The organism is Streptomyces bottropensis ATCC 25435 (assembly GCF_000383595.1).
In the GTDB taxonomy this organism is placed as follows: Bacteria; Actinomycetota; Actinomycetes; order Streptomycetales; family Streptomycetaceae; genus Streptomyces; species Streptomyces bottropensis.
This window is the reverse complement of the sequence record NZ_KB911581.1, coordinates 62,838-84,222: the sequence shown is the minus strand read 5'-3', so window position 1 is coordinate 84,222 and position 21,385 is coordinate 62,838. Positions and strand designations below refer to the sequence as shown.

Annotated in this window: 20 protein-coding genes; 7 read left to right on the top strand and 13 right to left on the bottom strand. The window is 69.9% G+C overall.

Features of this window, described 5'->3' with window-relative positions; translation table 11 throughout:
- Positions 1 to 3: 3 nt before the first annotated feature.
- From STRBO_RS0100385 to STRBO_RS0100365, 5 genes are read right to left on the bottom strand one after another with little or no spacing between them, the layout of a single operon-like run.
- Positions 4 to 990: a hypothetical protein gene (locus STRBO_RS0100385; protein WP_005483106.1), complete on the bottom strand. Its 987-nt coding sequence runs from the start codon at positions 988 to 990 to the stop codon at positions 4 to 6.
- Entirely contained in the window at positions 971 to 2,101 is a 1,131-nt protein-coding gene (locus STRBO_RS0100380) for an AAA family ATPase (RefSeq protein ID WP_005483102.1), read from the bottom strand. The genes STRBO_RS0100385 and STRBO_RS0100380 overlap by 20 nt, the downstream gene beginning before the upstream one ends.
- A complete protein-coding gene (locus tag STRBO_RS0100375) occupies positions 2,098 to 3,267 on the bottom strand; it encodes a DUF262 domain-containing protein (RefSeq protein WP_237547723.1) in 1,170 nt (389 codons plus the stop codon). The genes STRBO_RS0100380 and STRBO_RS0100375 overlap by 4 nt, the downstream gene beginning before the upstream one ends.
- 10 nt (positions 3,268 to 3,277) lie before the next feature.
- Positions 3,278 to 3,535, bottom strand: coding sequence for a hypothetical protein (locus STRBO_RS0100370; RefSeq protein ID WP_005483100.1), 258 nt, complete (start codon positions 3,533 to 3,535; stop codon positions 3,278 to 3,280).
- The gene (locus STRBO_RS0100365; RefSeq protein WP_005483099.1) at positions 3,529 to 3,963 is read right to left on the bottom strand and encodes an ATP-binding protein; all 435 of its coding nucleotides are present in this window, start codon (positions 3,961 to 3,963) and stop codon (positions 3,529 to 3,531) included. Before STRBO_RS0100365 ends, STRBO_RS0100370 begins: the two co-directional genes overlap by 7 nt.
- A gap of 230 nt (positions 3,964 to 4,193) precedes the next feature.
- On the opposite strand from STRBO_RS0100365, the gene STRBO_RS0100360 reads away from it, so the two are divergent.
- Both STRBO_RS0100360 and STRBO_RS0100355 read left to right on the top strand, forming a co-directional pair.
- A complete protein-coding gene (locus STRBO_RS0100360) occupies positions 4,194 to 5,039 on the top strand; it encodes a helix-turn-helix domain-containing protein (protein WP_028796396.1) in 846 nt (281 codons plus the stop codon).
- Between the two features lie 11 nt (positions 5,040 to 5,050).
- Positions 5,051 to 5,254 carry a DUF397 domain-containing protein gene (locus STRBO_RS0100355; RefSeq protein WP_020113593.1) on the top strand — a complete coding sequence of 68 codons (204 nt, stop codon included), beginning with the start codon at positions 5,051 to 5,053 and terminating at the stop codon, positions 5,252 to 5,254.
- 8 nt (positions 5,255 to 5,262) lie between these two features.
- On the opposite strand, the gene STRBO_RS0100350 is transcribed toward STRBO_RS0100355, so the two are convergent.
- Positions 5,263 to 6,057 carry a carbon-nitrogen family hydrolase gene (locus tag STRBO_RS0100350; protein ID WP_005483092.1) on the bottom strand — a complete coding sequence of 265 codons (795 nt, stop codon included), beginning with the start codon at positions 6,055 to 6,057 and terminating at the stop codon, positions 5,263 to 5,265.
- 231 nt (positions 6,058 to 6,288) lie between these two features.
- Between STRBO_RS0100350 and STRBO_RS0100345 the strand changes: the two genes are divergently transcribed.
- Positions 6,289 to 7,113 carry a maleylpyruvate isomerase family mycothiol-dependent enzyme gene (locus tag STRBO_RS0100345; RefSeq protein WP_020113592.1) on the top strand — a complete coding sequence of 275 codons (825 nt, stop codon included), beginning with the start codon at positions 6,289 to 6,291 and terminating at the stop codon, positions 7,111 to 7,113.
- A gap of 34 nt (positions 7,114 to 7,147) precedes the next feature.
- Here STRBO_RS0100345 and STRBO_RS0100340 read toward each other — a convergent pair whose 3' ends face one another.
- Together STRBO_RS0100340 and STRBO_RS0100335 are read right to left on the bottom strand one after the other, a co-directional pair.
- Complete coding sequence (locus STRBO_RS0100340; RefSeq protein WP_005483088.1) at positions 7,148 to 8,464, bottom strand: MFS transporter; 1,317 nt, start codon at positions 8,462 to 8,464, stop codon at positions 7,148 to 7,150.
- Positions 8,461 to 9,135: a GntR family transcriptional regulator gene (locus tag STRBO_RS0100335; protein WP_005483086.1), complete on the bottom strand. Its 675-nt coding sequence runs from the start codon at positions 9,133 to 9,135 to the stop codon at positions 8,461 to 8,463. The genes STRBO_RS0100340 and STRBO_RS0100335 overlap by 4 nt, the downstream gene beginning before the upstream one ends.
- Positions 9,136 to 9,421: 286 nt before the next feature.
- On the opposite strand from STRBO_RS0100335, the gene STRBO_RS0100330 reads away from it, so the two are divergent.
- Both STRBO_RS0100330 and STRBO_RS0100325 read left to right on the top strand, forming a co-directional pair.
- On the top strand, positions 9,422 to 10,270 hold the full coding sequence (locus tag STRBO_RS0100330) for a D-alanyl-D-alanine carboxypeptidase family protein (protein ID WP_005483084.1): 849 nt from the start codon (positions 9,422 to 9,424) through the stop codon (positions 10,268 to 10,270).
- A gap of 167 nt (positions 10,271 to 10,437) precedes the next feature.
- Positions 10,438 to 11,403, top strand: a complete 966-nt coding sequence (locus STRBO_RS0100325; RefSeq protein WP_005483083.1) for a BRO-N domain-containing protein — start codon at positions 10,438 to 10,440, stop codon at positions 11,401 to 11,403.
- Positions 11,404 to 11,491: 88 nt separating this feature from the next.
- Here STRBO_RS0100325 and STRBO_RS0100320 read toward each other — a convergent pair whose 3' ends face one another.
- The 3 genes from STRBO_RS0100320 to pdhA are packed head-to-tail and all read right to left on the bottom strand — an operon-like array spanning position 11,492 to position 15,218.
- Positions 11,492 to 12,955, bottom strand: coding sequence for a dihydrolipoamide acetyltransferase family protein (locus tag STRBO_RS0100320; protein ID WP_005483081.1), 1,464 nt, complete (start codon positions 12,953 to 12,955; stop codon positions 11,492 to 11,494).
- Positions 12,956 to 12,966: 11 nt separating this feature from the next.
- Complete coding sequence (locus STRBO_RS0100315) at positions 12,967 to 13,995, bottom strand: alpha-ketoacid dehydrogenase subunit beta (RefSeq protein WP_005483080.1); 1,029 nt, start codon at positions 13,993 to 13,995, stop codon at positions 12,967 to 12,969.
- A gap of 2 nt (positions 13,996 to 13,997) precedes the next feature.
- The gene (gene pdhA / locus STRBO_RS0100310; RefSeq protein WP_005483078.1) at positions 13,998 to 15,218 is read right to left on the bottom strand and encodes a pyruvate dehydrogenase (acetyl-transferring) E1 component subunit alpha; all 1,221 of its coding nucleotides are present in this window, start codon (positions 15,216 to 15,218) and stop codon (positions 13,998 to 14,000) included.
- A 551-nt stretch (positions 15,219 to 15,769) separates the two neighbouring features.
- Here pdhA and STRBO_RS0100305 point away from each other — a divergent pair.
- A complete protein-coding gene (locus tag STRBO_RS0100305; protein WP_005483077.1) occupies positions 15,770 to 16,966 on the top strand; it encodes a phosphotransferase in 1,197 nt (398 codons plus the stop codon).
- Positions 16,967 to 16,999: 33 nt separating this feature from the next.
- Here STRBO_RS0100305 and STRBO_RS0100300 read toward each other — a convergent pair whose 3' ends face one another.
- A complete protein-coding gene (locus STRBO_RS0100300; protein WP_020113589.1) occupies positions 17,000 to 18,577 on the bottom strand; it encodes a protein kinase domain-containing protein in 1,578 nt (525 codons plus the stop codon).
- A 390-nt stretch (positions 18,578 to 18,967) separates the two neighbouring features.
- On the opposite strand from STRBO_RS0100300, the gene STRBO_RS0100295 reads away from it, so the two are divergent.
- Entirely contained in the window at positions 18,968 to 20,611 is a 1,644-nt protein-coding gene (locus STRBO_RS0100295) for a protein kinase domain-containing protein (protein ID WP_005483073.1), read from the top strand.
- A gap of 105 nt (positions 20,612 to 20,716) precedes the next feature.
- On the opposite strand, the gene STRBO_RS0100290 is transcribed toward STRBO_RS0100295, so the two are convergent.
- The gene (locus STRBO_RS0100290; RefSeq protein WP_005483072.1) at positions 20,717 to 21,259 is read right to left on the bottom strand and encodes a bacterial proteasome activator family protein; all 543 of its coding nucleotides are present in this window, start codon (positions 21,257 to 21,259) and stop codon (positions 20,717 to 20,719) included.
- Positions 21,260 to 21,385 lie beyond the last annotated feature (126 nt).

Here is a 21,385-nt window from a genome sequence, read left to right as displayed (position 1 = left end):
TCGTCAGGTCGCCAGATGCTCCACGAAGATCCCGATGAGCACGCGGTCGTCCTGCTCGGCGAGCGGCAGGGAGAAGTGCACCCGGTCGCGGTCCCACAGGCGCTTGCCGTGCCACTCGCAGCGGTAGACGGCGTCGCCGTGGACCACCTTGCGCTGCTCCCACGCCTTCGCGTTCTTCTTCGTGTTCGAGCTCTCGGGGGAGATGTCCAGGCCCAGGGCGGAGAATCTGGCCATGACCTGGTTCTGGTCGCCGCAACAGTCGGCCAGGGTCCGGGCGAAGTGGTCGTTGAGCGCACCGAGCAGCTTCACCAGCCAGGGCAGGACCTCGGCGTAGGAGCCCTTGAAGTGGTGCAGACGCAGAGTCTCCGCGAAGAGCAGCCGGGGAAAGGCGTCCTCGGTGAGGGTGAAGAAGTGCTCGGCCGAAACGGGTTCGTGGGTGAACACGCCTCGCCAGAAGTCCGGCGCGTCCTTCGGTGAGCGCAGGACGTGTGCCTTCACCTCGTCCTGGCCCGTCTCCGTCGTCCGGGTGAAGGTGACCCATCCGGACGGCCAGTCGGGTTCCTCGGCGTACGGCGCCAGGAGACAGGACATCGCGCGGCCTTCCGCCGCTCTGGCCAGGGCGTGTGCGGTGCCCCAGGACGGCTCGCGCCAGGGTCCGTCGGCCACCCGGACGGGCTGGGGCAGGTCCGCCTCGTCGGGATCCAGGCGCTTGCACTTGCCCAGCAGCGTCTGCAGGCGGGCCCGCACGTCACGGGGCAGCCCGCCGTCGGGCGAGTACAGGGCGTCGATCAGCGAGACCGAGGGCCGGCACTCCACGTCGTACGCGGCGTTCATGAACGCCGCTTTGCGGCCGTCGGCCAGGGGCTCCAATAACTTCGCGAGCATGCCGAGGGCCTCGGGCAGATCGGCGTCCGCCAGCTCCCGCCAGTCGAAGGACTCCTCGCCGACGACCACGCGGTAGTCGTCGCCATCACCTGCTGCGTCCGGCACGGGCCAGCCTCCCCAGGTCGGTCTCGATCTGGTCGAAGAAGCCACTCGGCCAATGGCTGAGTTCGCCCTTGTCGTTGATGTCGATGGGCAGGGTCCGGTCGTGGTCGAAGTAGTGCGTGATCATGTCCTGCGCCGGGAGGGAGCCGTCCTGGGCGACGGCGAGTCGGGCTCCGTTGAGGACGTGGTCGCTGTGCGTCTCGACCAGGACCTGTACTCCGCTGCCCGCCACGCGCGCGAGGAAGCGGCCGAGCCGGGACTGCCCCGCCGGATGCAGATGGGCCTCGGGGTTCTCGACGATCAACAGGTCGCCCGGCTCGGTGAGCAGACCGGCGACGATGACGGGAAGGGCGTAGGAAACACCGAAGCCGGTGTTGACGGGGCGGATCTCCTCACCGCTCAGGCCGGGCTCGCTGAAGCGGATCGTCCCGGCCAAGATGCCCACGGCCACCCGTGCGGTGATCTGCAGAGGGCGGATGATCTCCGAGGCCCAGGCCTCGGTCTGGAGGCGGAGTTGCGGACCGGCAGCGTCCGGGTGGTGCAGCGAGCCTCGGACCTCCCCGCGGGGGCCGCGGTGGCTGACCGCACGGGACTCGCGCAGTGCCAGCACCTGTGCGGTGAACTCACCTTGCACCCCCACCCCGATCCGGTCAGGTTCCTCGGCGGACACCGACAGCGTGTCGCGTGGTCCAAGACGCTCAGCGCACAGATACGTGAACGCGGGGTCGACGACATCCCGCCCGATGCCGGGCACGGACTGCACCGGCAGCCGCAGCGCGTTCAGGTGCAGTGCCTGTTCCGAGTCGGGCAGGCCGAGGACGTACACCCATTGCTCACCGTTCGGGCCGCCCAGCCGTACGGTGATCTCGCGTGCGTCGGTCGCCCAGTTCAGCACGTCCCGGGCCTCACCGAGGGCCAGCCGCAGCGGACCGTTCAGCCGCACGGCGTCGCCCGCCACGCCGCGCGCCGTCTCGGCCAGCCGCGCCAGCAGCAGGGACTGGAGCATGGTGCTCTTGCCACCGCCGTTGACCCCGGTCAGGACGGTCAGGGGGCGCAGTTCGAACGACTCCGACTCGAACCGCTTGAAGCCGCGGATCTCCAGGGAAGTGATCACCGGCCGGCTCCGGCGTCCGCGACGGCGGCCTTGAAGCGGTAGTCGACGCGATGACGGTCGGTGGTGGAGGAGGTGATGGCGTTGAGGTAGGTGACGTCCGTGGTCATCCGCTCCCGCGCGGCCCGCACGATCGCCTTCCTGCGCGCTCGCAGATCGGCGGTGGTGTGGTCGGGATCGGCAAGGGCGAGCGACCAGCTCTCAAACATGGCTCGGTTGATCGGACGACGGTAGTCATCGCCCTTCGGCCACTTGCGAAAGGCGTGCTCCCCGAAGACGAGGTACGCGTGGGTCATCGCCCGGTCGAAGGCAGCCTCCAGCGCCGCCACCCGCTCGTCAGGGACCTGCTTCGGATCGTCGAGCATCTCGGTGGCGTCCATCAGGAACAGCTCCATCATGGGCCGCTCCTGGTAGGCCTCGATGTCCTTCAGCCAGAACGCGGCGAACCGCAGGGCCATCTCCCGGTCGTTCATCCGGATGTGGTTGGTCAGGCGACCCCCGGTGGCCTTGGCGAAGGCGTCCGTGTGGGTCATCCGATGCAGGATGTCCCTGCTGCGCGGGCTGCTCATGCAGTGTCGGATCTCCTGCGCGTTCAGCGGAGTCCCGCCGGTGTTGATCCGCTTGAAGATCTCGTACGTCACTCCGCGCGGTGTCGTCGGGTCGATCACGTTGACGATCAGCTGGGTGTTGTTGATCCGCCGCTGGAACGGCACGGGGAGATCGGTGAAGCGCAAGTCCTTCAGATCGTTCAGATGCTCCAGCTTCCCGAGGGCGAAGCCGTTCTCGCCGCCCCGGACGAACGCGTGCAGCGTGGAGAGCCGCTGAAGTCCGTCGACGACCCGGAACGACCCGTCCGCGTCCTCTGCGAAGTAGAAGGCGGGCAGCGGGATCTGGAGCAGCAGGGACTCGACGAGCAGGGACTTCTGGTCGGCGCGCCAGACCTGGAGACGCTGGAAGTCCGGCGCGAGTTCGATGGAGCCCTCGTCGATCTGGTCGAGGATGTTGCGCAGGGAGAACTGGCTGGTGTTCACCCGGATCTGGTCGGGGTTCCACGGCCGTTGGATCCGCTCGGTCTCCTCACCGGGGTCCTCGACCTCGATGTCAGTGGCGTGTCCCTCGAACACGTCCTCCACCACGTCAGGGGTCGTCTGCGCGCCGTCCATAGCCATGCCGGTCATCCTAGGGGCGGGTGATCGAGTGGGGGGAGGTGTCGTACCCACCTCCTCCACCCGGTTCAGGCGGGAGATCGCACCGACCGGCGGCGATCCTGAGCACGTCCGCCAGGGACGCGACCAGGCGGCCGGCGATCCAGCGCAGTTGGTCGGCGGTGAGGCACGCGCCGTCGTCGACCATCGGCCGCGCGAGGTCCAGGACAACGGCCGCCGCTTCGAGTTGCCGCTGACGGCTGTCGGGTGTTCGCGGCTCGTCGGTCAACACGGCAGCGCCCTTCGCCGTACGGGCAGGTCGAACCACACCGCCTTGCCCACCGGGTGCGTCGGGCCGCCGTACGGGAGGTCCGGGCCGTGCCCCCAGCGGCCCTCGGTGAGGGCGTCGACCAGATACAGCCCCCGGCCGCCGCCCCGCTCCCAGGTCTCAGTCGTCAGTTCCCTTATGACCGGCGGGTTCTCGTCCCCGTCGTACACCACCACCCGCAGCCGCCCCTCCTGCACGTCCAGCCACAGCACGGTGCCGTCACCGCCCTTGGCGTGCACGCAGGCGTTGGTGACGAGTTCGGAGGCGCAGAGGACCGCGTCGTCGACGAGGGTGCGGTCCAGGTGCAGCGCGTGCAGGACGGTGGCGACGAAATCGCGGGCGATGTGGGGGGAGGTTTCGACGGGTGGGCAGATGAGGGTGTACGAGGGCATGGGGCATCAACTCCGGTGGAGGTGAGGGGGTTGCACGCGCCTGTCCGCGTTGCTGTCCGGCGCCCCGGTGTCGATGGTCGGGGTGGCGCTTCCAACGGGGCATGGGCGTGCGGGAGTTGCGGATGGGCGACCACACGGGCACTCTCCGTGAGTACAGTGGCAACCGTAGCGGTAAACGTTGAGCAGGCTCAACGTTTCAGGGAAGCTCGTCACTCGATCGAGGAGAAGGCATGACATCGAGGCCCACCCCGACCGCCCGACAGGCTCGATTGGGCGCAGAGTTGCGGAAACTGCGCGAGGCATCGGGCGTCTCGAACCGGAAGGCCGCCGCGCAACTGGGAGTCAGCCCGACCCAGATCAGCCACATCGAGTCCGGACGGTTCGGCCTCAGCACTGAACGACTCCGCAGGATGGCGGAGTTCTACGACTGCGACGACACCGCCCTCGTTGACGCGCTGGTCGAGATGTCAGTACCCCGCCTCGGCAACTGGTGGGAGGAGTACAGGGGCGCGATGCCACCGCAGGCGCTCGACCTGGCCGAACTGGAGCATGACGCGTCATACGTACGCGTATTCGAAGTGGTGCACATCCCGGGAGTCCTCCAGATCGAGGAACACGTGCGCGCCGCCTCGGTCTTCTGCGAACCGAGCCTTTCGGAAGAGGCCCGCGAGACCCGTGTCTCGTTCCGGATGCGGCGACAGCAGGTACTGGAGGCAGGCACACCGTACGACGTCGTCATCCACGAGGCCGCGCTGCGCATGCGCGTCGGCGGTTCCCAGGTCACCCGCGCCCAGCTCGGACACCTTCTTCAGGCAGCCGACAGGGCCTCTCTCACCCTCCGCGTCGTCCCCTTCACCGCCGAGGGCTTCGCAGGCGCCGGGTACGCCATGCAGTACGTGGGCGGGCCGGTATCCCCACTCGACACCGTGCAGATCGACACCACACACGGCGCCGAATTCATCAACGCCACAGCGCGGCTGAACCGATACCGGGCTCTCTTCGAAAGTATCGACAAGGCAGCGCTCACGCAGAATGCTTCCCTTGACCTCATCCGCCGCATCGCCCAGGAACTGTGAAGGATCTCCCTGTGCCCGAAGGACTCCACTGGCAGAAGTCGTCGTTCTCCGGGGGAGGCGGAGACACCTCCTGCGTAGAGATATCCACCGCCCCCACCACCCTCCACCTCCGCGAGAGCGACAGCCCCACCACCATCCTGTCGCCCACCCCCACCGCCCTGCACGCGCTCCTCACAGCCCTGCGGGACGGCCCCCGAACCCCGCCGCAGGGCTGAGCGGAGGTTCAGCGGCGCGGTGGCTCCAAGCCCAGGAGGCGGTCCTTCAGCGCCGGGAACTGTTCCCGCGTGGTCGCGACCTTCGCCGGGTCGAACTCCACCGTCAGGACCTCCTCGTCGGCGCCCGCCTCCGCCAGGACCTCGCCCCAGGGATCGACCACGATCGAGTGGCCGGCCTGGGGGACCCCCGCGTGCGTACCGGCCGTTCCGCAGGCGAGGACGTACGCCTGGTTCTCCACGGCCCGCGCCCGCGCCAGCAGGGTCCAGTGCGCGCGCCGCCGCTCGGGCCAGCCCGCCGAGAGCAGAAGCGTCTCGGCGCCCGCGTCGACGAGCCCGCGGAACAGCTCGGGGAAGCGGAGGTCGTAGCAGGTGGCGATGCCGACGGTCGTCTCGGGGAGGCGGAGCGTCACCAGCTCCGAGCCCGCGCCCATCAGCACCGCCTCACCCTTGTCGAAGCCGAAGCGGTGGATCTTGCGATAGGCGGCGGCGAGGTCGCCGGACGGTGAGAAGACGAGGGAGGTGTTGTAGAGCGGCCCGTCGGGGGCCCGCTCCGGGATCGAGCCCGCGTGCAGCCATACGCCCGCGTCGCTCGCCGCCTTGGCCATCGCCTCGTACGTCGGCCCCTCCAGCGGCTCGGCCGCCGTGGTGAAGGATTCGAACGCGAAAGCGCCGGTGGTCCACAGCTCCGGGAGGACGACGAGATCGGCACCGGCCTGGTCCCGCACCAGCGAGGCCGCACGCCGCCTGCGCGAATCGACCGATTCGTCCTCGTCTACACCGATCTGGATGAGCGAGGCGCGCACACTACCACCGTCCTGGCATTCGAGACGTCCACACCGGCCTACGATCGTCACACCAAAGCACTGCCGGGGTGACTCCCAGCAGCGTAACTTAACGTTCCAGAACACCCACCGACAGCCGCCGACGCCCACTCACCGCCGTCACCGCCGACACCCCCACCGAAACCGCCACCCACATACCCGTACGCACCGACCGTACTGACAGGTACCGACCGCCCGAGGGGTCCCGTTTCCGTGAGTCTGCATCCCACTCTTCAGCCCTACGCCGACGCCTGGACCCACTCCGTGGACGCGATATCCGAGCTGGTGACGCCGCTCGTGGAGGGTGAGTGGAACCGGCGGACGCCGTGCCCCGCCTGGTCGGTACGCGATGTGGTCTCGCATGTCATCGGCCTGGACTGCGAGATGCTCGGCGACCCGCGGCCCATCCACACCCTCCCGCGCGACCTGTACCACGTGCGGACCGAGCACCAGCGGTACATGGAGATGCAGGTCGACGCCCGCCGTCACCACACCGCGCCGGAGATGACCTCCGAGCTGGAGTACACGATCATCCGGCGCAACCGCCAGCTGCGGAACGAGTCGCGGGACCCCGGGCACAAGATCCGCGGCCCCCTCAGCACCGAAGTCACCCTGGAACAGGCCATGCGCAACCGCGCGTTCGACGTATGGGTCCACGAACAGGACCTGCGCGCCGCGCTGGGGCAGCCGGGGAACCTGGACTCGCCGGGCGCGTACGTCGTCCGTGACGAGCTGCTGTCCGTCCTGCCGAAGGTCGTCGCCGAGGACGCGCAGGCGCCCCGCAGTTCGGCTGTCGTCTTCGACGTGCACGGCCCGGTGGAGTTCATCCGCACCGTCCGCGTCGACATGCAGGGCCGCGGCACCCTGGAGACCGCCCCCGCCCTCGGCCCCGCCGCCAGCTTCACCCTCGACTGGGAGACCTACGTCCGCCTCGCCTGCGGCCGCGTGAGCGCCGACCTCGTCGCCGACCGCGTCAAGGCCGAGGGCGACCCCCATCTGATCGCGGCGATCCTGCGCGCGTTCGCGGTGACCGTCTAGCCGCCGCGTCCGGGGGCTCGCCGCCGGCCGGCCCTCAGGCAGGTACGTGCACCGTCTCCACCCGGCTCGCCACCAGGCGTTCCCGTTCGCGGCGGGCCGCGCGGCCGCGCAGACGGAGGATCTGCGTCAGGCCGAGGGCCTGGAGGACGAAGACGGCGGAGAAGGCGATGCGGTAGTCGTCCCCGGTCGCGTCCAGGAGGACGCCGACCGCGAAGAGGATGGTCATGGAGGCGACGAAACCACCCATGTTGGTGATCCCGGAGGCGGTGCCCTGACGCTCCGGCGGGTTCGCCGGGCGGGCGAAGTCGAAGCCGAGCATCGAGGCGGGCCCGCAGGCGCCGAGCACCCCGCACAGGACGAGCAGGAGCCACATCGGCGCGTGCTCCCCGGGGTACAGGATCGTGCTCGCCCACACCGCCGCCGTCGCGAGGACCGTGCCGAGCGCCAGCGGCAGCCGCGCAGTGTGGTGCCGGGCGACGATCTGGCCGTACACCAGTCCGACGACCATGTTGGACAGGACGACGAGGGTGAGCAGTTCACCGGCGGTGCCACGGCTGAGGCCCTGCGCCTGGACCAGGAACGGCAGCCCCCACAGCAGCAGGAACACCATCGCCGGGAACTGGGTGGTGAAGTGCACCCACATGCCGAGCCGGGTGCCGGGCTCCCGCCAGGACGCCGCGATCTGCCGCCGCACGTACGCGGCCCCGTGGTGCGGGAACGGCTCCGGCTCGTGACCGTCGGGGTGGTCCTTCAGGAACAACAGGGTCAGGACCAGGACGACGAGGCCGGCGACCGAGCTGCCCGCGAACGCCGCCGTCCAGCCCACCCCGTGCAGCAGGCGGGCCAGCAGCAGCGTGGAGACCAGGTTGCCCGCCATGCCGACCAGGCCCGCCATCTGCGCGATCATGGGTCCGCGCCGGGCCGGGAACCAGCGGCTGCCCAGCCGCAGCACGCTGATGAACGTCATCGCGTCACCGCAGCCCAGCAGCGCCCGCGACGCCAGCGCCGTGCCGTACGACGGCGACAGCGCGAAGCCGATCTGGCCGGCCGTGAACAGCAGGACCCCCAGCGTCAGCACCTTCTTCGTGCCGAGCCGGTCGACCAGCAGGCCGACGGGGATCTGCATGCCCGCGTAGACCAGCAGTTGCAGGATCGAGAAGGTCGACAGGGCGGAGGCGCCCACATGGAAGCGGTCGGCGGCGTCAAGGCCGGCCACGCCCAGCGACGTACGGAAGATGACGGCGACGAAGTAGACGGAGACGCCCACACCCCAGACGGCGAGGGCGCGGCGGCCACCGGGCGGGTCCCCGGGCACGGACCCGGTGGACGAGGGTGTGGCGGGGCGGCTCAACGGACGTCCCCCCGCGCCAGCATGGAGAACCAGCTGACGTGCCGGTGCACGAACGCCACGGCCGCCTCCGCGTCTCCAGCGCGAAGCGCCTGGAGGATCTCCTCGTGCTCGGCGAGCGACTTGGTGATGCGGTCGGGGTGGGCGTGCATCACGGCGACGCCCATCCGCAGCTGCCGGTCGCGGAGTTGGTCGTAGAGGCGGGAGAGGATCTCGTTCCCTCCGCTGCGGACGATCTCGGCGTGGAAACAGCGGTCGGTCACGGCCGCGCCGGCCAGATCCCCGGCCGCGGCCTGGGCCTTCTGCTGTTCGAGCAGTTCCTCCAGCCGGGCGATCAGCCGCGGCGAGGCCGGCACCGTCTTGCGGACCGCGTGCTCCTCGACAAGCTGCCGGGTCTCGACGACGTCCGCGATCTCCTGCGCGGAGACGGGCAGCACCAGGGCGCCCTTCTTCGGGTAGAGCCTGATCAGCCCCTCCACCTCCAGCCGCAGCAGCGCCTCCCGCACCGGCGTCCGGGAGACCCCGACCGCCTCGGCCAGCTCGCCCTCGGTGAGCAGCGTGCCGCCTTCGTAACGGCGCTCCAGGACACCCTGTTTGACGTGTGTGTAGACACGGTCGGCGGCGGGGGGCTGCTTCACGGCGGAGGCGGGAGCGGGGGCGGGGGCGGAGGGCATGTCGACAGCATAGATACAACACGTACTCATCGCCGCTCCCGTCCACGATCCGGACGGAAACCCACCATGAACCTGCCGGAAGAGTGTGAGGTGAACCTGAATTGACCCCCGCGCCACCCGGAGCACAACCTTTTGTGCTACTCACTTGTCACACGAGAAGCGGCCCTGCTTGCCCGAAACCCGGAGCCCAAGTGGCCGCGCTCCACAGACATTTGACGCAATCGGGGTATTTAACTTGATTACCGCCATAAAGGGCGTACGTGTCCGCAGAGCCGCTGCAGTCGTCGTGACCACCGGCGCGATGATCGCGACCGGAGTCGTCGGCTCCGCCCCTGCGCAGGCCGCACCCGCGAAGCCCACCATCACCGCCAAGGGCGGGTTCGTGATGAACAGCGCCAACGGCAAGACCCTCTTCACCAAGGCCGCTGACACCAAGAGGCTCACCGCCTCCACCACGAAGATCATGACCGCCAAGGTGGTGCTGTCGCAGCCGAACCTGAACCTCGACGCCAAGGTGACGATCAAGGGGGCCTACAGCGACTACATCGTCAAGAACGGTGCCTCGTCGGCCAATCTGATCGTCGGTGACAAGGTCACCGTCCGTCAGCTGCTGTACGGGATGATGCTGAAGTCGGGCTGCGAGGCCGCGATGGCCCTGGCCGACAAGTACGGTTCCGGCTCGACGGTCTCGGCCCGTACCAAGAACTTCATCGCCAAGATGAACACCACGGCCAAGAACCTCGGCATGACGAACACCAAGTTCGACTCGTTCGACGGCATCAGCAAGGGCGCGAACGCCTCGACTCCGCGTGACCTCACCAAGCTCGCGCGCGACGTCATGAAGAACGCGAACTTCAAGAAGATCGTGGCGACGAAGTCCTACACGGCGAAGACGATCACCAAGACCGGCAGCACCCGCACCATGGCGGCGTGGAACAACACCAACCTGCTGCTCGGCTGGAAGGGCACGATCGGTATCAAGACCGGTTCGGGCACCGAGGCCAAGTACTGCCTCGTCTTCGCGGCCACCCGCAGCGGCAAGACCGTCATGGGCACCGTGCTCACGTCCTCCACCGAGGCCAACCGCATGGCGGACGTGAAGAAGCTCATGGACTACGGGTTCGCCACGCTGTAGGCGACCCGGGCATCTCACGGGAAGGGGCCACCGCTCACCGCGGTGGCCCCTTCCCGCTTCTTCGCGCAAGCCAATCAGGCCTCTTTACCTCGCATTAGTGAACATGGTTAATCCAGCTGGCATATTCGATTTCCTCCGCCATACGTTCCGCAGCGGAGGTGGTTCACATGATCGAACCCAGCAAGCACCAGCCCGACCCCCGCATGCGTCAGCAGGACGCGCTCGACGTCGGCGACTTCGTCTACGCGGCTACCGGAGCCCGGGTCCGCCGACTGACAATGCCGGACGGGACGCACTGGTTCCCGGCGGTGGACGTCTGCAAGCAGTTGGGCTACACCACGCCTCGGAAGGCTCTTCTCGATCACGTCCCAGAGACGCATCGAGAGTCTCTCGAGACACTGACTGGAGGTCACGGTCTCAGCGTTCCCGCAGGTCGGGAGTGGCGCCGAGACATGAATCTCATCGATCTCCAGGGTCTGATCCTTCTCGTCAGCGCCTGCACCAAGCCGGAGTGCGCACCTTTCAAGCGGTGGGTCGCCGAAGTGATCGAGACCGTTCAGCGCGAGGGCTCCTACACCCTGGAGGAGGCCGAGGTGCAGCCCTGCGAGCCGGGCGCGCCCGTCGCCTACGCCATGCCCGAGCAGGTCGCCGAGGCCATCGTCCGGCTGGAGGAGCGCAACCTCCAGGCGGACGAGCAACTCGCGGTGGCACAACAGAGGTCGATCGCCCTGCAGGAGCAGATGGTGGAGCTGCAGACCGCCACCCTCGCCGCCCAGCAGGCCATGGCCCAGGCCATGGAGCGCATCGCGGACCGGCTCGACGCCCTGACTCTCGCCCGGCCGGTGTCCGACACCACGACGGTCCCGAAGCAGCCCACCACGGAGACCGTGCTGGCCGACTGGCGGGAGCGGTTGTCGGTGACGGAGGACGTGTGGACGGTGGCCGTCGTGATCGCCCCGGTGCTGGTCGAGAAGGGTGAACTGCGGCAGCCGTTGGAGGCGATCGCGGCCCGTACGGGGCTGTCCGTGCACCGCGTCAACGAATGTCTGCGGCTGCTGCGCAAGCACGCCTGCATCCACCCCATGGGCGCGGCGGAGGACGGGGCGCCGGTGTATGTGCTCAGCCGCCGCTGACGGCACCTGAGCGGAGTTGAGGGTAAGGGCCGGTCGCAACAGCAATTTGCGACCGGCCCTTACCCGTCAGCCTACTCAGTCGTGGGCCTCATGCCCACGTGATCAGCCTCTTCGGCTGCTCCAGAATCGCCGCCACATCCGCCAGCACCTTGGAGCCCAGCTCCCCGTCCACCAGCCGGTGGTCGAAGGAGAGCGCCAGGGTGGTGACCTGACGGGGCTTCACCTTGCCCTTGTGGACCCACGGCTGCGGCTTGATCGAACCGACCGCGAGGATCGCGGACTCGCCGGGGTTGAGGATCGGCGTGCCGGTGTCGATGCCGAAGACTCCGACGTTGGTGATGGTGACCGTGCCGCCCTGCATCGCGGCGGGGCTGGTGCGGCCCTCCTTCGCCGTCGAGACCAGCTCGCCCAGCGACTCCGCCAGCTGCGGCAGCGTCTTCGCGTGGGCGTCCTTGATGTTCGGGACGATCAGACCGCGCGGGGTGGCCGCCGCGATGCCCAGATTCACGTAGTGCTTGACCACGATCTCCTGGGCGGCCTCGTCCCAGGAGGCGTTGATGTCCGGGTGGCGCCTGATCGCCACGAGCAGCGCCTTGGCGATCAACAGCAGCGGATTGACCCGCAGGCCCGCCAGCTCCTTGTCCTGCTTCAGCTCCTCGACCAGCTTCATCGTGCGCGTCACGTCGACCGTCACGAACTCCGTGACGTGCGGCGCGGTGAAGGCCGAGCCGACCATCGCCGCCGCCGTCGCCTTCCGGACCCCCTTGACCGGGATCCGGGTCTCGCGCGCGCCGTCGTACGACGCCACCGGGGCCGGGGCGGAGGCGGCCGGAGCGGCCTGGGTCACCGGCGCCTGGGCCACCGGCTCGGGAGCCTTCGGCGGGGCGACGGCCGCGTGGACGTCCTCGCGGGTGATCACGCCGTCCGGGCCGGACGGGGTGATCGTCGCCAGGTCCACACCGAGGTCCTTGGCCAGCTTGCGGACCGGCGGCTTCGCCAGCGGACGCTGCCCGCCGGCGGCGTGACCGTGTCCGTTCAGCTCGCCCTGGACGCCCTGGATCGCGGTGGCCGCGTACAAGGTGTCCTCGGCGGGCACCGCCGCGGCCGGAACTCCCTTGCGGGGGCGGCGCTTCGTGGACGACTCGGCGACCCCGTAGCCGACGAGGACCGGCTTGCGCTCGGGCTTCTTGGCCACCGGCTCGGGCTTCGCGGCGGGCCGGGCGGGCGCGGCTGCCTCGGCCGGGGCAGCCGTCGCGGCCGGCGCCGACGCGGGCGCCGAGGCCGGGGCCCCGCCCGCCACGTCCACCGCGATGATCGACGTGCCGACGTCGACCGTGGTGCCCTCGGGGAAGTGCAGGGCGCGTACGACACCGTCGTACGGGATGGGCAGTTCGACGGCGGCCTTGGCCGTCTCGACCTCGCAGACGACCTGGCCGTCGGTGACGGTGTCACCGGGCTGGACGTACCACTTGAGGATCTCGGCCTCGGTGAGTCCCTCGCCCACGTCGGGCATCTTGAACTCGCGCGGAGACGTGTCTGTCATCGTCGTCACGGACCTCTCCCTCAGTACGCCAGCGAGCGGTCGACGGCGTCGAGCACCCGGTCCAGATTCGGCAGGTACTCCTCCTCCAGCCGGGCCGGCGGATAGGGGGCGTGGTACCCGCCGACGCGGAGGACGGGCGCCTCCAGGTGGTAGAAGCACCGCTCGGTGATGCGGGCGGCGATCTCCGCGCCCGAGCCGAAGAACACCGGAGCCTCGTGGACCACGATCAGCCGGCCGGTCCGCTCCACGGACGCCTGGATGGCGTCGAAGTCCAGCGGGGACACCGACCGCAGGTCCAGGACCTCCAGGGCGCGGCCCTCCTCGGCGGCCGCGTCGGCGACCTCCTGGCAGAGCTTCACCATCGGGCCGTACGCGGCGAGTGTGAGGGCGGTGCCCTCGCGGACGACCCGTGCCTTGTGCAGCGGACCGGGGATGGCCTCCGGGTTGACCTCGGCCTTGTCCCAGTAGCGTCGCTTGGGCTCGAAGAAGATCACCGGATCGTCGCTCTGGATGGCCTGCTGCATCATCCAGTAGGCGTCCGAGGCGTTGGAGGGGCTGACCACCTTCAGGCCCGCCACGTGCGCGAACAGCGCCTCCGGGGACTCGGAGTGGTGCTCGACCGCGCCGATGCCGCCGCCGTAGGGGATGCGGACGACGACGGGAAGCTTGACCTTGCCCAGCGAGCGCGCGTGCATCTTGGCGAGCTGGGTGACGATCTGGTCGTACGCGGGGAAGACGAAACCGTCGAACTGGATCTCGACCACCGGCCGGTACCCGCGCAGGGCGAGGCCGATGGCGGTGCCGACGATGCCCGACTCGGCGAGCGGGGTGTCGATCACCCGGTCCTCGCCGAAGTCCTTCTGCAGGCCGTCCGTCACCCGGAACACACCGCCGAGCTTGCCGACGTCCTCGCCCATGACGAGGACCTTCGGGTCGGCTTCGAGGGCCCTGCGCAGCGATTCGTTGATCGCCTTGGCGATCGCCATGCTCTTCGGGGCGGAACGCCCGGCGTCCTGCCCTGCCGTCTGCGCGGCTGTCTGCGTGGTCATCGCTACTTGCCCTCCTCTACGTCCCCGTCGGCGAACGACGCCTGGTACGCGGCGAACTGGGCGCGCTCCTCGTCCACGAGCGCGTGTCCGTCCGCGTACGCGTTCTCGAAGATGGCGAAGTGGTCCGGGTCGGGCATGGCACGCACCACTTCGCGCACTCGCCTTCCCAACGCCTCGCTCTCCGCTTCGAGTTCCGCGAAGAATCCCTCGTTCGTGTCGGTTTGGGACTCAAGGTAACCGCGCAGGCGCGCGATCGGGTCCTTGGCCTCCCAGGCCACCCGCTCGTCGTCGTGCCGGTAGCGGGTGGGGTCGTCGGAGGTGGTGTGGGCGCCCATGCGGTACGTGTACGCCTCCACCAGGGTGGGGCCCTCGCCCCGGCGGGCGCGCTCCAGCGCCCACTTGGTGACCGCGAGACAGGCCAGCACGTCGTTGCCGTCGACGCGGACGCCCGGGAAGCCGAAGCCCTGGGCGCGCTGGTACAGCGGGACGCGGGTCTGCTTCTCGGTGGGCTCCGAGATCGCCCACTGGTTGTTCTGGCAGAAGAACACGACCGGCGCGTTGTAGACCGCGGAGAAGGTGAACGCCTCGGCGACGTCGCCCTGGCTGGAGGCGCCGTCACCGAAGTAGGCGACGACCGCCGAGTCGGCGCCGTCCTTGGCGATGCCCATGGCGTAGCCGGTGGCGTGCAGCGTCTGGGAGCCGATGACGATCGTGTAGAGGTGGAAGTTGTTGCTGTTCGGGTCCCAGCCGCCGTTGTTCACGCCGCGGAACATGCCGAGCAGGTTGGTCGGGTCGACGCCGCGGCACCAGGCGACGCCGTGCTCGCGGTAGGTCGGGAAGACGTAGTCGTCCTCGCGGGTGGCCCGTCCGGAGCCGATCTGGGCGGCCTCCTGGCCGAGCAGCGAGGCCCACAGGCCCAGCTCGCCCTGGCGCTGCAGGGAGGTGGCCTCGGCGTCGAAGCGACGGGTCAGCACCATGTCGCGGTACAGGCCGCGCAGCTCGTCGGCGGTGATGTCCGCGACGAACGGGTCGTACTCGGCGTTCCTGACGCGCTTGCCCTCGGGCGTCAGCAGCTGAACGAGTTCGGGCTGGGCGTCGGTCGGCTTCTCGGCAGTGGCGGCGCGCCTGGTGCCGGTGGTGCCGGCCGCCTTGCTGCCGGTGGTGCCGGTCTTGCCTGCGGCGCTGCGTCGCGGCTTGCGCGCGGCAGTGCTCTCCACGGTCACGTGTGCTCCTCCGTCGGTCCGGCCCCCGGGGTTGCCGGGTGACCAGTGCGGCTCGCCTGATCCCGGTGCCCGTGCACGGGGTGGGTGCCCTTGGCCGGGAACAGACGTGACAGGTGCCCCGGCGAGCGCCCTGCACGAGGCACGTTACCCAGTGCTCCACATTCCTGTGAAACCCCTACTGACCTGCGATTTTCCTTGGATTTCCAAGTAATTCGGTACTAGGGGGTCCAAGAAAGTCGCGTCCGTCGGGAACAGTCGCTGGTCACAGCACTGGTTAACAGCCTGGCAGGGGGCCGGAACACGGGCACGTTATCCCGGTCACCCCGGCCACGGGAAGACTTCACCGGGGGCGGGCATCGAGATCGACTGCCGAAGTTGCTCCATCCGTGCTGCCGTGCGATCCCGCCACGGCCCTCGCGGACGCGGCGGCCGCCCGGCCCGTACGTCTGCGCGTCGAGCCACCGTTCGGTTCTGAGCACTGTGTGACCGGTAACGACTGTGTGCGACAACCGGCAGCTCAGGGGCGTGGCGCGTGCCCTAACATCTGGCGCGTGCCGCGCTCATCTGTACCACCCTCCGCGCTCCACGCGCCCCCGCTGGGTTCCCTCCTGAAGCGGTTCTCCGCCGGATCCGCCCTCTCCTGCGAACCCGTCGACGAAGGGCTCCTGAATCGCGGTTACCGGCTCTCCACCACCCGCGGCCGGTTCTTCCTGAAGCACCACTTCGACCCCGAGACCGCCGCTCCGGCCGCGATCGTCCGCCAGCACCGGGCCACGCAGCGGCTGGCCGAGCTGGGGGTACCGGTGGCCCCGCCCCTGGCCGGGCTCGACGGCGACACGGTCGCCGTGGTCGGCGGCCACGCCTACGCCCTGCACCCCTGGATCGAGGGACGCCACCGGCACGGCGGCCAGCTCACCCCCGGGCAGTGCGGCCGGCTGGGGTCACTCCTGGGTGTCGTGCACGCGTCCTTGGAGCGGGTGATGGCGGCGCGGCAGCCGGCGGTTCCGGCGGTGTCGTCGCCGGAGGTGCCGGTGGCACCGGTGCGCGAGCGGCTGCTCCAGGCCCGGCGCCGGAGCCCGGGGAGGCCGGCCTCGGCGCCCCGCGGCGCCGATCGCACGGCGGGCGGCGCGGAAGCCGTACGGGATCCCGGCGGCGCGGAGACTCCCTGGTCCGAGAGCGCGGATCCCGTGGAGACCTTCGCCCTCATCGACGCGCTGCTCGACCGGGTGGGGCGCCACCGGCCGGCCGACGCCTTCGACGCGCTCGCCCGGCACCGGCTGCTGGAGCGGCGGGAACTGCTGGAGCGCCACGCGCGGCTGCGGCCGCCCGGGGGCGGCCCGGTGGGGTGGGTGCACGGGGACTTCCACCCGTTGAACGTGCTCTACCGCGACGACGCCCCCGAGGTGCCCGCCGCGATCCTCGACTGGGACCGGCTCGGTGTGCGGCCGCGCGCGGAGGAGGCGGTCCGGGCGGCGGTGATCTTCTTCGTGCGTCCCGTCGGCGCCCTGGATCTGGCGCGGGTACGGTCCTACGCGCGCGCGTACCGGCGTTCCGCGGGGGCCGGCCCGGCCGAACTCGCGGCCGCCGTGCACCGCGTGTGGTGGGAGCGGCTCAACGACTTCTGGATGCTGCGCTGGCACTACGAGCGCGGCGACACCCGCGCCGATCCGCAGTTCCCCGCGGCATCGGCGCTGGCGGTGTGGTGGACGAGGGAGTACGACGCGGTGTGCGAGGCGTTCGTGGAGTGACCCGTCCGGGGCCACTGCGCTCACGCCTCGGGATCACTCCTCGTCGCCGCCGCCGCCGACACCTCCCGGCAGACCGGCGGTGTCCCCGCTGGTGCCCTCGTCGGGGCTCTCGCTCACCGGGGGCTCCGGCTCCTCCGAGACCGTCGGCTCCTCCGTCGGCGGGTCCTCCGTCGTCGGCTTGGCCGTCGGCTGACTCGGCGTCGGCGACTGGCTGAAGGACGGGGACCGTGTGTACGACGGCGTGTAGTCGGGCTGGTCGCCCGTACTGTTGCTGTCCTCGGTCTCCTCCTCGGTCACGTCGTCGCTCGGCGTCTCGGTGGGGTCCTTGTCCTTGCTGGACGTCGAGGTCGTCGGCGACTTCGTGGTCTCGTTGCCGCCGCCGCCGTCGTCCTTGTTGGTGTTCAGCGCCAGCGCGACACCCGCCGAGATGGCGATCACCGCGAGAACGGCGAGGATCCACAGCTTGCCGCGGCCGCTGCCCCGGTTGCCGCGCCCCTCGAAGCCGCCGTCGTCCCGGCCACCGCCGCCGTATCCCGGCAGGATCGGCTGCGGAATCTGCGAGGTGCCCGGCTCCCCGGGGTGGGGCATGACCGTCGTACCGGACATACCGCCCGGCGGCGTCTGCCGGCCGTCGTGCACGGCGACGGGCCCGGTGTTCCAGGTGCCGGTGTGGCTGCCCTGGTCGTACAGCATCTGCAGGCCGTACTGGACGAGGCCGCGCATCTCCTCGGCCGTCTGGAACCGGTCGTCCGGGTCCTTGGCGAGGGAGCGCATGACGAGGCCGTCGAGCTCCGGCGGCGCCGCTCCGTCCGAGGACTGGGAAGGGGGCACCGGGATGTCCTGGACGTGCTGGTAGACCACCGACAGCGGGGTCTCGCCGATGAACGGCGGCCTCAGCGCGAGGAGCTCGTAGAGCAGACAGCCGGTGGCGTACAGGTCGGAGCGGTGGTCGACGGCCTTGCCGAGGGCCTGCTCCGGGGAGAGGTACTGGGGCGTGCCCATCACCATGCCGGTCTGCGTCATCGTCGTCGACGCCCCGTGCAGGGCGCGGGCGATGCCGAAGTCCATCACCTTCACGGCGCCGTTGTCGGTGATGATGACGTTCGCCGGCTTGATGTCGCGGTGCACGATGCCGTGCTGGTGGGAGTAGGCGAGCGCCTCCAGCACACCGGAGACGATGATCAGCGCCTGTTCGGGGCCGGGCGCCTCCGCGTTGATCAGCAGATCGCGGATCGTGCGGCCCTCGACCAGCTCCATGACGATGTACGGCACGGGCGTGCCGTTCACGACGTCCTCGCCGGAGTCGTAGACCGCCACGATCGAGTGGTGGTTGAGACCGGCCACCGCCTGGGCCTCACGCGTGAAGCGGGCCTTGGAAATGGGGTCTTCGGCAAGGTCGGAACGGAGCAGTTTGACCGCCACCGTGCGACCGAGGCGCACGTCCTCCGCCGCGAACACCTCGGCCATGCCGCCCCGGCCGAGTCTGTGGGTCATCCGGTACCGACCGTCACCGACCAGCCCGCCGTTGCCCCACAACTCCGGCGCGTCCGACATGCCGCCGCCAGTCGCCTCGGGGTCGGACGGGCCCTGAGAGCGCTGCTGCTGTGCCATCAGTCCTCGCCGTCGTTTCTGCCCGCGGTCCGCGCGGTACTTGTTACGGTCTCCGGCGGCCACGCTACAGCCTTCACGCAAGGGGCCGGTCCGGGTTGGATGCGCGACGGGGTTCACGACGGGTTCAAGGTGGATCCAAAGGTCGAGTCGGCCATGAAACCCGCAGCGCGCGCACTCGTGCAAGTTCTGTGTACCGGGCGTACGCCCCCTGTAACGCTTCCGCGACGCTTCTTTCTCGTACGGTCACGGATCGGGCACCGAGCTTGACGTGTCAGTGGCCTGCGGCAGACTTGGCCGGGAATAGCTCAAAGGATCACCGGCAGCAGCAGGGATCACCGATCGCGGGAGCCATGCCAGCAGCTTTCGCGCGCCGATGGGGGACGCAGGACGATGAGCCAGGACGCCGCACAGGGCCGGTACGCGGGGCGGTCGCTAGCCGGTGGCCGCTATCAGCTGCGTGACCTGCTCGGCGAGGGCGGTATGGCCTCCGTCCACCTCGCGTACGACTCGGTGCTCGACCGGCAGGTCGCGATCAAGACACTCCACACCGAACTGGGCCGCGAACAGGCCTTCCGTGAGCGCTTCCGCCGTGAGGCGCAGGCCGTGGCGAAGCTCACCCACACGAACATCGTCTCCGTCTTCGACACCGGCGAGGACGAGATGGACGGCATGACGACGCCGTACATCGTCATGGAGTACATCGAGGGCAACCCGCTCGGCTCGGTGCTCGACGCCGACGTCGCCCAGCAGGGCGCGATGCCCTCCGACAAGGCACTGAAGATCACCGCGGACGTGCTGGCGGCGCTGGAGATCAGCCACGAGATGGGCCTGGTCCACCGGGACATCAAGCCGGGCAACGTGATGATGACCAAGCGCGACGTCGTGAAGGTCATGGACTTCGGCATCGCCCGCGCCATGCAGTCGGGCGTCACGTCGATGACGCAGACCGGCATGGTCGTGGGCACCCCGCAGTACCTCTCGCCCGAGCAGGCCCTCGGCCGTGGCGTGGACGCCCGCTCCGACCTGTACTCGGTCGGCATCATGCTGTTCCAGCTGACCACCGGGCGCCTGCCCTTCGAGGCGGACTCGCCGCTGGCCATCGCGTACGCCCATGTCCAGGAGGAGCCGGTCGCTCCCTCCTCGATCAACCGTTCCCTGCCGCCGGCCGTCGACGCCATCGTCGCCCGCGCGCTGAAGAAGAACCCGAACGAGCGGTTCCCGAGCGCGGAGGCGATGCGGGACGAGTGCCTGCGGGTCGCCGCGTCGCTCCAGCCCCTCGCGCCGAGCATCGTGCCGGGCGCGCAGACGCCCAGCGGCGCAGGGGTCTCCTCCGCGGTCTTCCCGCCCATCGACCACACGGGCACACCACAGTCGGGCAGCGTCCAGACGCCGTACCAGCCGCACGGGACGGGCGGATACGGCCCGCCGACGCCCGCGCCCGCCCCGTCCTACGGCTACCCGCAGCAGGGCGGCTACGCGACGCCGCCGCAGACCTCCGCCTACGCGCCGCAGCAGGGGGCGGCCACCCCGCCCCCGTACAACATCGCGCCCCACCAGTCCTCGCCGTCGGCGGGGGGTCCCGGGAGCGGGAAGAGCAGCAAGGGCGTGATCGTGGGGGCGATCGCCGTGTCGGTCCTCGCGGTCGGCGGTCTGATCGTGGCGCTCACCCTGAACTCGGGCAGCGAGACCGAGGGCGGCGACGAGGGCACGACCGCGTCCTCCTCGCCCACCGTGGTCGAGGGGCACAAGGGCCCGGACACCTCGAAGGTCATCGAAACGACCGAGTGCACGGACCCCGTGGAGTCGTACAACGACCCGGACAAGATCGAGCTGCCGGACTTCACCTTCAAGAACATCGACTCGGTGAAGAAGTGCTTCCAGGCGGCGGGCTGGGAGTACGACGTCCAGAAGGTCGACGAGAACACCTACGGCGAGGGCACCGTGATGGAGCAGTACCCGTCGGCCGACGAGGACGTCGACCCCAAGGACATGCCCTCGGTCGTCCTCAAGGTCTCCACGGGCAACCCCTCCTGACCCCCGCACCCCTGGCATGTGGAAGGGCCCGGCACCTCACGTGCCGGGCCCTTTGTGTACGAAGGGAGTGGGGGGTGTCGCGCCGGACGGGGGTCCGCCCCGGGGCTAGAGGTACGGGCCTCCCGAGCGGCCGATCGTCCGCGGGTCGTCGTCGCCCTCGTGGCCGCCGACGCCGGGCGGCAGCGCGCGGCGCATCTGCTCCAGCTGGGCCCGGGCGGCCATCTGCTGGGCGAACAGCGTCGTCTGGATCCCGTGGAAGAGGCCTTCGAGCCAGCCGACCAGCTGGGCCTGCGCGATCCGCAGCTCCGCGTCGCTCGGGATCACCTCGTCCATGAAGGGCAGGGAGAGCCGCTCCAGCTCCTCGACCAGCTCGGGCGCCAGGCCGTCCTCCAGTTCCTTGACCGAGCTGGCGTGGATCTCCTTCAGCCGGGCCCGGCTGGCCTCGTCGAGGGGGGCGACCCGTACCTCTTCGAGCAGCTGCTTGATCATGCTGCCGATGCGCATGACCTTGGCCGGCTGTTCCACCATCTCCGTCACCGGGACCTCGCGGGAGTCCTTGTCTCCTGCGCCGCCCACCGCCGTTCCGTCCTGGCCCACGACCAGGATCTGGGGCTGTTCGGGCGACCGTTCGTTCCTCGGCATCTCCATACCGCCATTCTCTCCCACGCCCGCACCGCACCGGGCCGTAGCCCCCCACCCTGGGTGATCCACCGTGCACACGGCGGTTGCCGGGGGCGGGGCGGCCCGGGCCGAGATGCCGGGGTGCGGAGGGCG